The sequence below is a fragment of the Nonlabens sp. Asnod3-A02 genome (genome assembly GCF_045063755.1).
In the GTDB taxonomy this organism is placed as follows: Bacteria; Bacteroidota; Bacteroidia; order Flavobacteriales; family Flavobacteriaceae; genus Nonlabens; species Nonlabens xylanidelens.
The window spans coordinates 373,965-387,841 of sequence record NZ_JBEFOC010000006.1 but is presented as its reverse complement, the minus strand read 5'-3'; the positions used below and the strand labels follow the sequence as shown (position 1 = coordinate 387,841).

The 13,877-nt window shown below is 34.8% G+C and carries 9 protein-coding genes; all 9 read left to right on the top strand.

Annotated features, from left to right (window positions below; all coding sequences use genetic code 11):
• Window positions 1–56 precede the first annotated feature (56 nt).
• The 9 genes from ACJJVN_RS02895 to ACJJVN_RS02855 all read left to right on the top strand — a co-directional run bounded on the left by ACJJVN_RS02895 (window position 57) and on the right by ACJJVN_RS02855 (window position 13,578).
• Window positions 57–500, top strand: a complete 444-nt coding sequence (locus ACJJVN_RS02895) for a GatB/YqeY domain-containing protein (RefSeq protein ID WP_104515759.1) — start codon at window positions 57–59, stop codon at window positions 498–500.
• Between the two features lie 199 nt (window positions 501–699).
• Window positions 700–1,695: a sugar kinase gene (locus ACJJVN_RS02890; RefSeq protein WP_104515758.1), complete on the top strand. Its 996-nt coding sequence runs from the start codon at window positions 700–702 to the stop codon at window positions 1,693–1,695.
• Window positions 1,695–2,351, top strand: coding sequence for a bifunctional 4-hydroxy-2-oxoglutarate aldolase/2-dehydro-3-deoxy-phosphogluconate aldolase (locus ACJJVN_RS02885; RefSeq protein ID WP_405370761.1), 657 nt, complete (start codon window positions 1,695–1,697; stop codon window positions 2,349–2,351). The genes ACJJVN_RS02890 and ACJJVN_RS02885 overlap by 1 nt, the downstream gene beginning before the upstream one ends.
• 130 nt (window positions 2,352–2,481) lie before the next feature.
• On the top strand, window positions 2,482–3,201 hold the full coding sequence (locus ACJJVN_RS02880) for a FadR/GntR family transcriptional regulator (protein ID WP_104515756.1): 720 nt from the start codon (window positions 2,482–2,484) through the stop codon (window positions 3,199–3,201).
• A 170-nt stretch (window positions 3,202–3,371) separates the two neighbouring features.
• A complete protein-coding gene (locus tag ACJJVN_RS02875; protein ID WP_405377072.1) occupies window positions 3,372–6,518 on the top strand; it encodes a SusC/RagA family TonB-linked outer membrane protein in 3,147 nt (1,048 codons plus the stop codon).
• Between the two features lie 11 nt (window positions 6,519–6,529).
• Entirely contained in the window at window positions 6,530–8,014 is a 1,485-nt protein-coding gene (locus ACJJVN_RS02870) for a RagB/SusD family nutrient uptake outer membrane protein (RefSeq protein WP_104515754.1), read from the top strand.
• A complete protein-coding gene (locus ACJJVN_RS02865; RefSeq protein WP_405377071.1) occupies window positions 8,014–10,410 on the top strand; it encodes a polysaccharide lyase 6 family protein in 2,397 nt (798 codons plus the stop codon). The genes ACJJVN_RS02870 and ACJJVN_RS02865 overlap by 1 nt, the downstream gene beginning before the upstream one ends.
• 19 nt (window positions 10,411–10,429) lie before the next feature.
• The gene (locus ACJJVN_RS02860) at window positions 10,430–11,866 is read left to right on the top strand and encodes an IPT/TIG domain-containing protein (RefSeq protein ID WP_405377070.1); all 1,437 of its coding nucleotides are present in this window, start codon (window positions 10,430–10,432) and stop codon (window positions 11,864–11,866) included.
• A gap of 167 nt (window positions 11,867–12,033) precedes the next feature.
• A complete protein-coding gene (locus ACJJVN_RS02855; RefSeq protein WP_405370766.1) occupies window positions 12,034–13,578 on the top strand; it encodes a lamin tail domain-containing protein in 1,545 nt (514 codons plus the stop codon).
• Window positions 13,579–13,877 lie beyond the last annotated feature (299 nt).

The window sequence follows — 13,877 nt, the reverse complement described above, 5'->3', positions numbered from 1 at the left end:
TAAAACATAATCGTTGTGACGGATTAAATGTACAGCGGTGAATAGATAATAAAATTATGAGTTTAGAAAAAGATATAATGGCAGCTATGAAAGAAGCCATGAAAGCAAAAGATCAAGTTGCACTGGCGTCTTTAAGAGCGGTAAAAAGCGAGTTGTTATTATCAAAAACATCTGGAGGTGGAGAATTAACCGAGGAAGATGAAATCAAAATTGTCCAAAAACTAGTTAAGCAACGTAAGGATAGCGCTCGTATATTTTCTGAACAAAATAGAGAAGATCTTTCTGAGCCAGAACTAGCTCAAGCGGCTGTATTAGAAAAATTCTTGCCAGAGCAATTAAGTGAAGAGGACGTTGCTGCCATAGTCAAGGAAATTATTTCTAAGACAGGAGCAACTGGTATGAAAGATATGGGTAAAGTAATGGGTATGGCAAACAAAGAACTTGCTGGTAAAGCAGATGGTAGAACTATAAGTACTGTAGTAAAAGCACAGCTTACATAACCTATTTAAAATTATTTTATAAAAAAGGCTGCAATCTCTTGCAGCCTTTTTTTTTGTAAATTTCTGTAATTGCTTGTATTAATAGGTGATTAAGACGCATTATTGATAGAGAAAATTATACTCATTAGGTACAGGATTGTATAATTATTGCACAAATCTATTGATATGCCTTAAGTTTGTGCCTCAACTAAAAGAAATTATGTCACAAAAAGTAGTAACTCTAGGTGAGGTTTTGATGAGATTAACCGTGCCTAATAATAAAAGATTATTTCAAACTGTCAATTTTGATGTGACCTTTGGTGGTTCAGAGGCTAACGTAGGTGTTTCTCTTGCGCATTTTGGATTAAAAGCTACACACATAACCGCTTTACCTCATAATGATTTAGGAGAGCGCGTTTCTCGTTTTCTAAAATTAAATGGTGTAAGTAATAAGGGAGTGGTCCGTAAAGAAGGACGTTTAGGTATCTATTATTTAGAATCTGGCGCAATGCAAAGACCTTCTAGGATAGTTTATGACCGTTTTGACACCACTTTTGGAGATCTAGATGAGTCAGAAGTAAATTGGGATGTAGTTTTTAAAGGTGCTGACTGGTTTCATTACAGTGGTATTACACCAGCTATTTCTCAAAAAGCTGCCGATGTTACTCTACGCGCTTTAAAAGAAGCTCGTAAAAGAGGTATAACGACTAGTGGGGATATCAACTATCGAAGAAATTTATGGCAATATGGTAAGCAGCCGCTAGATGTAATGCCTGGTCTTGTAGAACTTACAGATGTGGTAGTAGGTGGACGTGTAGATCTAGAAAACTGTTTAGGTATAGTTAATGAAGACTGGGAGACTAATTGTAAAATGGTACAGGAAAAATATCCTCACATAAAGGCTTTTTCTAAAACTATACGTAATGCAATGTCTGCTTCTAGAAATGAACTGACAGCAGTAATGTATAAAGACGGTAAGATGTATACATCTAAGACCTATGAAATGAAAAACATTGTAGACCGTATAGGTGGTGGAGATGCATTCATGGCAGGTTTAATTTATGGATTACTAAATTTAGAAGAGCAACAAACTGTAGAGTTTGCAATAGCAGCCTCTGTTTTAAAACACAGTACAATAGGTGATGTGAACTTGAGCAGTAAAGAAGAAGTAGAAGAACTAGTTAGTGGTAATAGTGTAGGAAGACTTTTAAGATAATGGATACTAAAAATTTTATAAAACTTACAGAAGATCATAAAATAGTGCCTGTTTTTTTTAATGAAAACAGTGACGTTGTGATCAAAACGATACAAGCCTCTTATAATGGAGGAGTTAGGATTTTTGAATTTGTTAATCGTGGTACAAATGGTTTAGAAACTTTTAAAAAGGTTTCTAAGCATTTTTCTGATTTAACCGATTTAATTCTAGGTGTAGGAACTATTTATGATTCTCAAACAGCTCAAACTTTTATCGAGAGTGGAGCGCAATTTATTGTTTCGCCTGGCCTTGTTATTGAACTGGGTGAGTATTGTAAGAAAAGTAATGTTGCTTACATTCCTGGAGTTGCTACTATTACAGAAACGATCACTGCTATGCACTTAGGTTGTGAGATGATTAAGATATTTCCAGCAAATGTTATTGGTTCCGCTTTCGCGAAAGCGGTAAAATCAGTTATGCCTCACTTAGCAATTATGCCTACAGGAGGTGTAGAGCCTACCAGCGACTCTATGGGAGAATGGTTTAATGCGGGAGTAAATTGTGTAGGAATGGGAAGTCAGCTTTTTGATAAAAAGAAAATAAGCAGTGGTGACTTTGAAGGATTACAAAAAGATATATCAATCGCGGTAGAAGTTGCGAAAACGATAAATATGTAGCCTTTTATTGACATATGTTCATCTAAAAATGCAAATATTACTAAATCTAAAAATTTTTGGCTTAGAATATTTGCATATCTCTAACTATTCACTTTAATTTGGGCAACCAGATTGGTAAACCAATTTTTGAATGCTAGAACACGGTCTACAACTTGTAAATTTAATAACTGATAACGATAACGATGTAGATCGCGACGTTGAGGTTATGAATAAAATAAAAGCACTAATTGAAAAACATCAATTAGAGGTTGGAGATAAGTTACCCTCAGAACGAAAGCTTTCTGAAAAGCTTAGTGTATCACGTAATCAGATACGTGCAGCGATTCAAAAATTAGAGTTTTATGGTATTATTAAAACAATGCCTCAAAGTGGTTCTGTAATTACAGGTATAGGAATGCCATCTATCAATAGTATGATGACAGATATTCTAGACCTAGAGTTACCAGATTTTAGATCTTTAGTAGAAACGAGAGTCATTATAGAGACGCAAGCTATAAAACTAGCAGCTGTTAGACGTAGTGAAGAGTCTTTAAAAGAATTAGAAGAAGCTCAATTAGATTTTCAAGAGAAAATACTTAATGGAGAACCTTCTGTAATTGAAGATTTGAAATTTCATCTTGCTATTGTTAAATGTAGTGAGAATACAGTAATATATGGCCTTATGAAAATTATTGTTCCAGGTATTATCGGTCACTTTAATAAGGAGCATATATGTGATAGATCTGAGGCTGTGAAATTGAATAAAGAACACAATGCTATTTTAAAAGGGATAAAAGATAAAAATCCAGAAGAAGCTTTAAAAGCAATGGAGATTCATTTTACCGCCTTGAGAGAATACATTAAAAAATAAAAAAGCACGAGCTGCCACTCATGCTTTTTATGAAAATTAAAATAATCAACAAAAAGAGTAAGACTCTTTAATAGCGAAATTAACAATTTAGGCGCATTTTTTATAAGAATGTGATGCTTATTTTGATGATTTTAAGTTAAAGTGTCTTAACAAATATTTTAAAAATGAATATGAGAAAGATACTTTTTATTTTCTGCTTACTTTGTTTACCCACTATATCGATTGCGCAAAGTGGTAAGGAAGTCACTGGTACTGTGACATCTGGAGCAGATTTAGAGTCTATTTTAGGCGCTACTGTCCAAATTTTAAATACCAATAGAGCTGCTGTTACAGATTTAGATGGGAAATTTAAAATTATGGCAAGTCCAGAAGATGTTCTGGTTATTAGTTCTTTGGGTTTTAAGACTCAAAACATTATTGTAGGTGATAAAACTACATTTGAAATCATCATGCAAGAAGATGAAGAAACTTTAGATGAAGTAATAGTAGTCGCTTACGGTAAGTCTTCCAGAAGTAACCTTACTAACTCTGTAAGTCAGCTTAAAAATGAAAACCTTGATGAATTAACTTACTCAGGTGTCGGTGACGCTTTAAAAGGTAAGTTGGCAGGGGTGCAAATTAAGAACACATCAGGTCAAGTAGGTGATGCTCCAGAGATTAGTATCCGTGGTTTATCTTCTATTACTGCTAGTGGTACACCTTTAATAGTGGTAGATGGTTTTCCAATCGCAGATGCGTTAGAGTTTATCAATCCTAGTTCTATTAAATCTATTGAGGTTCTTAAAGACGCTAGTTCTGCTGCTCTTTATGGTTCTCGTGGTGCTAACGGTGTTATTTTAGTTACTACTAAAGATGGAGACGGTGAGCCTAAGTTTAGTTTCAAAGCATTTACAGGTGTAAAATCTGTTTTAAGATTGCCTGAGATTTTAAATACTACTGAGTTTACTGAGTTAACAAGAAATGAAAGACAAATAGCAGAAAATGCAACTGCATTGAGTGAAGGTCGTGATCCAGCTTCAATTGGTTTTTCTAATTTAGAACTTGCTCGTCGTATCATTGCTCAAGGAACAAGTGGAAGTACAGATGGTACAGACTGGTTAGAAGAGGCTAAGGCAGATGATGTGACTATACAGAATTATCAATTTGATGTAGGTGGTGGTAGTCGTTTAACTAAATACTATTTCTCTGGTCAGTATATACAGGATGAAGGATTAGTAAAAGGTATGGATTATAAAGCGTTGAACCTTCAGGCACGTTTTAATACTAAGTTAAACGACAAGGTGAAGTTAGGTGTTAACTTTAGACCTTCTTATTCTAGACAGCAACGTACAGCATTAGATTTCTCAAATTTTTCTAGAAATTATAATTTCTTTGCTCCTTATCACAATGAGTTCAGTAGTAATTTAACAGGACAGCCTGTAGGTAGTTATGCACACCCTAGACATTTTACAAACTTAGATTTAAGTTATGTAGATGACGAAGGTCAACAACAAGACTTTACACAGTCTAGTATTTGGGGTTCTAGTAATAACAATCCATTATCTAGATTATTAGAAGATAAAAGAGTACGATATGAATACCGTTTTGTAGCAGATGGTAAACTAGATTGGAAAATTGCAAAGAATTTTAATTATCAAGGTAGAGTAGGTGCTTATTTCAGATTAAGAGTTGATGAGCGTTTTAGAACATCTGAAGGTAATAGTAATGGGCAGTCCTTTGGTGAAGATGTGAATAGCATAAGAAACCGTGTAGTAACTGAGCATACATTTGATTATAACTACAAAACTGGTGATCATAATTTTGACTTTTTAGCAGGTGGTACTTATGAGTATACTTTCTTAAAAACTTCAAGCATTTTGGGTAACAATTTCCCAACAGACTTTATTGAGACAATTAATGCAGCTACTATTATTGATGCAAATGATACATTTACTCTTAAAGAAGAGATAGGTTTACTTTCTGGTCTTGCTCGTGTAAACTATAATTATGATAACAAATATTTGATTTCTGTTGCTGCTAGAGCAGATGGTAGTTCTTTATTTGGTCCTGAGAATAGATATGGTTTCTTCCCTTCAGCTAGTGCGGGATGGAATATTCATAATGAAGATTTTTTCAATGAAAAAGTTCCTTTCTTCAATCAATTAAAAATGAGAGCTAGTTATGGTGTTGTAGGTAATAATAATATTGACAACTATTCATTTACTAACTTATTATTCCCATCAAACTATTCATTAGGTGATGGACCTGGAGCGATTGTTTCTGGTCTTGCAGAGAGTGGAAATACTCTTGCAAACAGAAGTATCAGTTGGGAGCAAACAGATTCTTACGATTTAGGTATCGATGCAGCTATCTTAGATAAAAGGGTAAGATTTACTGCAGATTATTATTATTCGATCACAAAAGATCTATTGCTTAATCAAAATGTTTCTTTTGCTACTGGTCATGATAATTTCATAAATAATGTTGGTAAAATTCAAAATCAAGGTATTGAATTTGCAGTTTCTACTGATTTTGATTTTGGTGATCTTAACTGGGTATTCTCAGGTAACATAAGTTCTAACAGTAATAAATTAATATCTCTAGGTGGAGAAGAGCAATTTATTAATAATGGAGAAAGAGAAGATCAATACATTTCTAGAGTAGGTGAAGAAGCTATTCAGTTTTATGGATATCAATCTATAGGTGTATGGCAAAGTCAAGCAGAAATTGATGCAAATCCTAGTTCTGCAGAAGACGCGCCAGGAGGAATAAGAGTAGCAGATATTAATGAAGATGGTGTTATAACAACAGCAGATAGAACTACTTTAGGTAGTCCTTTCCCTGACTTTACTTGGGGTGTGTCTAACACGTTTAAGTATAAAGGATTTGACTTGTACTTCTTGTTACAAGGTAGCCATGGTGCTGAAGTGTTTTATGGTGATGGATTCTATATTGAAACTAGAGCATTACATGCAGACTTCTTAGATGATCGTTGGGTACATGCAGACGTGCCAGCTAGTCAGCCTACTGGTCGTGTAGGTCGTGAGTGGACAGCAACAGATCAGTTAATTCAAGATGCTAGTTATGTAGCATTAAGAGAAGCTGTTTTAGGTTACACTTTTACAGATAAAGTAACAGAGTCTATGGGTATTGAATCTTTTAGAATCTTTGCTTCGGCACAAAACTTATTTTACATTTTTGCCGATGATTATTATGGTAATAATCCTGAAGAAGTACGTACGTCAGGACAGTATGCTTCACCTTTAGTTTCTGGATACCAGAGAGGTGCTGACCCATTAAGCAGACAGTTTGCAGTAGGAATTGATATTACATTTTAAAAAGTAGCATGATGAAGACATATATTTATAAAATAGCCGCCTTAATAGTAATTGCAACTGCATTACACTCATGTGAGGACGCTATAGATTTAGAACCTATATCAGACATCGGTGCTGATGGTTTTTATGCCAATGCAGATCAGGTAAATCTTGGTATAATAGGAGCTTATAATTCTTTACAAGAAAAACAATTTGATGAATGGGTGGTTACAGAATTGCGTAGTGATAATACTCAATTAAGTTTTGATAATTCACAAAATGCAAACGTACCTTACCGTCAGTTAGATCAGTTCGTTTCTAACCCATTAAATGAATTTACTTCTAGCTACTGGAGAGCATCTTATAAAACTATAGGTTTAAGTAATCACGTAATTGAAGCGATAGATGTAGTAGAAGATGCAACTCTTGCAGCACAGTATGAAGGCGAGGCAAGATTTTTAAGAGGTCACTCTTTATTTAATTTAGTTAGATTATACGGTGGTGTATTTATAGTTACAGAAACAGTTGATGCTTCTCAGGCTAGAAACCTAGAGCGTAAAAGTATTGAAGAGGCTTATACAGTTATTATAGAAGACCTAGAATTTGCTTATAACAATTTACCGGACAGTTATGGTTCTGATCAAGCAGGTAGAGCAACCAAATGGGCTGCAGGTTTAGAATTAGGTAAAGCATTACTAACATTAGGGACTAGTGATAGTAAAGTAAGAGCAGAGATTGTTTTACGTGATGTAGTTTCCTCTAGTGGTGGACGTCTGTTAGATAACTATGAAGATGTATTTGATACCAATAATGAAATGAATGACGAGATATTCTTTGCAGTTCGTTATCAATCAGGCCTAGTAGGTTTAGGTGCTCCATTTGCAAATTTATTCTCGCCTAGAGCGAGTGAAAATTCTGTAGTATTCGGTGGTGGAGATGAGTTTAACGTTCCTACTGAAGGTATGGAATCTCTTTATGCTGCAAATGATCCTAGAGCTGGTGTTAACTTTTCAACTTCATGGGTTGATAATGTTGGTAATACAAATTTTGAACGTTTCATCAGTAAATATAATTCTGATTTTGGTAATGTAGATGACGCTCCTAACGACTGGGTTATCAGCCGCTATGCAGATGCTGTTTTACTTCTTGCTGAAACAATCAATGAAAATTCAGGTCCAACTACAGAAGCTGTAGATTTATTAAACCTTGTGAAAAATAGAGCAAACCAACCTGACGCAGTTGCAACAGATGTGGATACTTTCTTTGAATTTAAGTTAGCGCTAGAAGAGGAAAGACGTAAAGAATTTGCATTTGAAAATCACAGATGGTTTGATTTAGTTCGTAATAATAGAGCTGTTACAGTAATGAATAATCACTTTGCAACAGATTTTCAATACAATGATCCAGACGCACCATTTTTCAATACTGCGCCTATTCAACAGTTTCAGACTTTGCTTCCTATTCCTCAGTATGAGATCGATTTAAATCCGTCAGTTGCACAAAACGTAGGTTATTAATGAAGATTAGAGTTAACATAATCATATGGTTTGTTTTGTGTTTCGCTTTCGCGAAAGCGCAAAATATACCAGTAGATAATTCTCAATCTCTTAATGCAGCTATTAAAAAAGCTGTGCCAGGTGATACTATTATCATGGCAGATCAAGAATGGCGTGATATAGACATTAAATTTAAATCTAATGGTACTGCTGATAAACCAGTTGTTCTTAGAGCCCAAACACCTGGTAAAGTAAAATTAACAGGTAGCTCTTCATTGAGAATAGGAGGAGATTATCTAGAGGTTCATGGATTATGGTTTGATGGTGGAGATACCGGAAAAAATAATGTCATCAGATTTGAGGCAGACTCAGATACGCCTGCGAGATATAGTAGACTGACTAATTGTGCCATAATAGGTGTAGGGCCAGAGCAAAGAGATATTACTTCTTATTATGTAGCATTACATGGTAAGAATAATAGAGTAGATCATTGTGCTTTTTTAGGTAAAACTAATAAGGGACCTACGGTAGCTGTTAGACTTAAAAATGGTGCCGATAATCAACATAGGATTGACCATAATTATTTTGGTGAACGCATACCGTTAGGGTTTAATGGTGGCGAGACTATACGTATAGGTACTTCTACTTACTCGATGGAATCTTCTCGTACTATAGTAGAGAATAATTTTTTTGAAAAGTGTAATGGTGAAATAGAAATTATCTCTATTAAATCTGGGAATAACATTGTACGTAACAATTTAATTCTAGAGAGTGAAGGGACTATTACTCTACGTCATGGTAATAATAATTTAATTGATGGTAACGTCATTATAGGTAACAATGTACCTAAGTCTGGTGGTATCAGAATGATTAATAAAGGTAATATCGTTCAGAATAACATCTTAATAGGAATAAAAGGAAAGGAATATCGAGCACCTTTAGTTATCATGAATGGAATTCCTAATACTGAGTTGAATGGCTACCATCAGGTTGAAAACGGTATTATTCAAAACAATACTATCATTAACTCTGCGCCAGTTGCACTAGCAATTAATTCCAGAAAAGGAGCTGATGCCGCACCACTGAATACTAAGTTTTTAAATAATCTTTTTTATAGTAATGATAGATCGTTAGTTGCAGCTGCATTTGGAGATGTAACTGGTATTCATATGGACGGTAATGTCGCAAGTACCTTTGTTATTCAGGATTTTAAAGGAATAAAGACGATAGATTTTAAGATGACTGCGGTTAATGGTATCGCTGTGCCGTCTAGAGAATTTGATTCATTACTTGTAGGAGTAAAAACGAAACCTAAAGTACGTGTTGACGCTACAGGAACTCTTAGATCTAATCTGAGAGCTGGTGCAGTTGTACCAGGTAACTTTAAGCCACCATTGGCCTTAGTGTCTGAAGCAGGTGTAAGTTTTATCAGTATAGCAGAGATGAGAGCTATTGCTGAGAAAGTGTCTGAAGTGGTTGTTAAAGTCGCTCCAGGAGAACGTACGCTAGAAAAAGCAATTAAAAATACGATAGGTCCCACTACAATTATTCTTGAAGAAGGTATTTACTCTCTTTCTAAAGGGAATAAAATAGCCAATGAAATTACTATTAAAGGTGCAGGGATAGATAAAACATTTATTAAGATAGCTGAAAATGTAGAGAAAACACCTCAGTATATTTTTAGAATGGATGGTTCAAAGTCTTTGACTGTTCAAGATGTTAGTATCGACGGTGCTAATGAAGGAAACGATGCTGTGAAGTATGCGTTTACTTCTCCTAATAATGCTACTACTCAAGTTTATAACCTTTTTGTTCACAATGTAAGGTTGGATAATTTTAATAATTCTGATGGAGGCGCTGTCTATAAAGCTTATAAAGGTACTAAGGCAGATACAATCTCTTTTTCAAATACACATATTAAGAACGCTTTTAGAGGTCTGAATCTTTCTTATGAAAAAAGTTCTGACGGTAAGTATAATGCAGAAAATATAATGATTTTCAACAGTTCGTTTACAGATATAGAAGAGTTTGCAATTAACTATTCTAGAAAAGGTAAAGAATTGGGGACTACTGGTGGAAACCTTTTAATAGATCATTGTGTCTTTTATAGAGTAGATGATTCTGAAAAAGGTAGAATTATAAAAGTCCAAGGAATAGAAAATGTTAGCATTAAAAATTCAATCATTGATAATTCTAGAAATACTGAAAGTATCATTCAGTTAAAAGGTGCTAATCAAAAAATTGAAAATTGTGTTATTTATAATAGCGGTAAAGTGAAAATCACGGGAGGCGCTTCAGATAATAATATATTAAGAACTAACCCTAAGTGGGGTAGCTTAGAGTCTTTCTCATTAAAAAGTAATTCTGAGCTTTTAAATGCAGGAACAGATCAAAAGAATATCGGATTAATTAAATAGGAAATTAAAAATTCAAATCATGAAAAACATATACAAATTACTTGTTGTTTTGACCATATTTGCTGGAGTGTTTATCGCTTGTGATGCAGATGTTGAGATAGACCAAACAGTAGAGGAGATCCAGTCGGCACAGCCTACTATTACTTCTTTTTCACCTGGTACAGCTGCAGTAAACTCTATTGTTACAGTAGAAGGTACATTTTTGAACTTTGCTACAGAAGCTTATATCAATGATGTTGAAGCAGTTATTACATCTAGAATTACAGGTGAAACATTACAAATTCAAGTACCTAATAATGCAACGAGTGGAGTGATCAAGATCGTAACAGAGCAAGGGAAAGAAGCTGAAAGCGCAGACGGTCTAACAGTTACTTATCCTGTTCCTGCAGTGACTAATACTTTACCTGCGGCAGGCGATGTGAATTCTGTTATTAATTTAACTGGTACTGATCTAGCTGGTGTAACAGAAGTTTCTTTTGGAGGTACTCCAGCAGTTATTGAATTTCAAGAAGATCAAGCTTTAGTAATTCGTGTTCCTAATAACGTAGGATTTGTGGATGTAGCTATTAACTATTTATCTTCTACCGGCCCTGAATCTACAATTATAGCAACAGGTTTTGAAGTAATTCTTCCACAGCCTACTATAGGTGGTTTTCCATCTGTGTTAACTCGTGATAATGAAGTAATCGTTACAGGTCAAGATATGAACCTTATTACTGATGGTAATGTAAATGGTACTAATGTTGTTTTTACAACACAAACACCTACTGAAGTAAGATTTAATGTGCCTACTTCAATCGTTACTGGATATGTAGACGTTAATCTTAACTTTCAAGGAGGTGGTACTATATCGCAAACAGGTCTACCATATATTAACGGTCAGTTTGAGCAATTATATGAATTTGATTCAGATTCTGCATCTGTTTTTGCAATTGATGCTTCTAAAGATCCTTTAGCTGTTGTTTCTGTTAACGGTAATGTATCTCAGCCACCATTTCCTGGTAACAATTATTATGCGCTAGAGATGAATACATCTACTAGTTCTACAGTAGGTAGAGCAAAAATTCATGATACTACGACTAGCGCAACATTCAATAATATTCTAGACGCTGGTAACTACGGTGATAATCCAGTACTACACTTCTGGATGAATACTGAAGATACTGAGATGGCATTTAAAATATACCTAGGAGGTACAGGTTCTGCTAATAGACGTAGTCTTCAAGGAGCTGAGGCAAATACTGGTAATAACTGGAAACTTCACGCCGTAAGACTTAATGGATTTATTCCAAATCAGTCTAGTGTAGCTAATGTTTTTGAATTAAGAATTACACCAGGTAGTAGTAGTGCAGCAGTACCAGCTTATTTCAATTTTGATTGGTTGATTGTTACTGATAGAGTTCTTACTGAATTTGGTGCAGTAGATGTAACTGATGACTTTAGACCAGCAGGATAGACTTAGCTCTATTGTAAAAAGAAAATATTTTTTAAATCAAAATATATAGTAAAAGCGGTATTGTTTAAAATGCCGCTTTAAGTAAAAAAAAGATTATTACTCTATACAGTTCATGCTGTAGAAGCTATACTATTTTGGTGTCATTTTAATTTAATCCATATTTATTTATGAAAACAAAATTACCTTTAATAGCTATGCTTTTTGGAATGTTTGCTTTTGCGCAACTTCCAGGAGATATCATTGTTTCAGAGATCATGATCGATCCTAACGGTGATGAGAGAGTAAGAGAATGGTTTGAAGTTTACAACACAACTTCTACTGCCATTGATATGAATGGATGGACCATTTTAGATAAATCTAGTAACGGTAGAGCTCACGTTATCACTTCTGCTACACCAGTGATGGTTCCAGCGGGAGAGTATGCTGTATTAGCAAATAGTACAGATGTATTGTTAAATGGCGGTATGACTGCTGCCACTAATAATATTATATATGTATACAGTTACAATAGCCCAGTAGGTGGACCAGCAACTCCAGGTGTAGGAACAGACTGGCCTACATGGAACAATGAAACAACGTATTCTGGTGGATCTACAAATGACGATGGTATCGGACTAGAAACAGCGTCAGGAGTTTTGATAGATGAAATTCTTTACGGTTTTGGTTATGCAGGACTTAACGCATGGCCAGCACAAGGTGCTCCACAGTTTACAAGTTACCAGTTAGATGCCTCTACACTAGATAGTGCTTCTAATGATGTTGCTGCAAACTGGTTAGAAAGCACTGCTTCTTATGGTACAGATGGAGCTGTAGGGACTCCAGGATTAGCAAATTTCTCTGCAGGTGGTACAGCAGCTATTAATGCTGGAGATATTGTTATTACAGAAATGATGATAGACCCAGACGGTACTGAAGCAAACACGGAATGGTTTGAAGTTTATAATACTACGTCTAATCCTATTGACATGATGGGATGGACTATAGGTGATGAATCTTCTAGTAGCCGTATTCATGAAATTACTACATCAGTAATAGTAGCGCCAGGTTCATATGCTGTATTCTCACCTACTTCTGACGCGACACTTAATGATGGGATTACAAACGTGGCTTATGCATATGGTTTTGACTCACCAGTAGGTGGTCCAGTAAATTTAATGGGTACTAGTTTCCCTAGGTTCAATAATGAATCTTCTTTTAACGATTCAGATCAAACAGATAATGAGACTGACGGTATCGTTCTTAGCTCTGATACTGGTCTTGTTATTGATGAGGCAATTTATGACTATGGTTATGGTACAGCACCTATAGGGTGGCCTGCTCAAGGTACTTCTGGTGGTGCTAGTTGGGAATCAAATACTTTTGATAATGTTGCAAACGATATGTCTTCAGCATGGGATAGAGCTACCGCTACTTATGGTAGTAGAAGCACTTTACAGCAAGGTACTCCTGGGGTAAGAAACACATTAAGTGTGTCTTCAGCTACTTTAGGTACTATTAAATTATACCCTAACCCTTCTCAAGATTTTATTTCTATTACTATGGATAATGGTCAGTGGGATACTTTGCAAGTTTATAATGTAACTGGTCAGGTTGTAATGAATGTTGCTAGCTATACAGAAAGAGTAAATGTTACTTCTTTAAATACAGGTACATATTTTGTAAAAGTTAATGCAACGCAAGGATCTGAAACTATACAGTTTCTAGTTAAATAAAGTTCACTTAAATAGTGATGTTAATCACAGCCTTATCTTTACTTTTTAAGTAGGATAAGGCTGTTTTTATTTTTAAGATTACTAGATATGTCTTAATGATGTTTTAAATTTCAATGGCTAGTTGTAGAATATATTAGTAATTCATGAGATTTGAAACTAATAATAGCAATTTAAGATACAATGGTAATAACTTTTATACGATGTGATACTATTGAAATATAAACATTGGATATTTGTTAAGTGCCGAGTAATTGAAGGTGTAGGTTCAGAAAGTTATTTAAAACTTTCGGATCTAATTA

Excerpts from the sequence above, each read along its gene's own strand:
- ACJJVN_RS02890 (WP_104515758.1), top strand. The coding sequence starts at position 700 with ATGTCACAAAAAGTAGTAACTCTAGGTGAGGTTTTGATGAGATTAACC.
- ACJJVN_RS02860 (WP_405377070.1), top strand. The coding sequence starts at position 10,430 with ATGAAAAACATATACAAATTACTTGTTGTTTTGACCATATTTGCTGGA.
- ACJJVN_RS02875 (WP_405377072.1), top strand. The coding sequence starts at position 3,372 with ATGAGAAAGATACTTTTTATTTTCTGCTTACTTTGTTTACCCACTATA.
- ACJJVN_RS02880 (WP_104515756.1), top strand. The coding sequence starts at position 2,482 with ATGCTAGAACACGGTCTACAACTTGTAAATTTAATAACTGATAACGAT.
- ACJJVN_RS02865 (WP_405377071.1), top strand. The coding sequence starts at position 8,014 with ATGAAGATTAGAGTTAACATAATCATATGGTTTGTTTTGTGTTTCGCT.
- ACJJVN_RS02870 (WP_104515754.1), top strand. The coding sequence starts at position 6,530 with ATGAAGACATATATTTATAAAATAGCCGCCTTAATAGTAATTGCAACT.
- ACJJVN_RS02885 (WP_405370761.1), top strand. The coding sequence starts at position 1,695 with ATGGATACTAAAAATTTTATAAAACTTACAGAAGATCATAAAATAGTG.
- ACJJVN_RS02895 (WP_104515759.1), top strand. The coding sequence starts at position 57 with ATGAGTTTAGAAAAAGATATAATGGCAGCTATGAAAGAAGCCATGAAA.
- ACJJVN_RS02855 (WP_405370766.1), top strand. The coding sequence starts at position 12,034 with ATGAAAACAAAATTACCTTTAATAGCTATGCTTTTTGGAATGTTTGCT.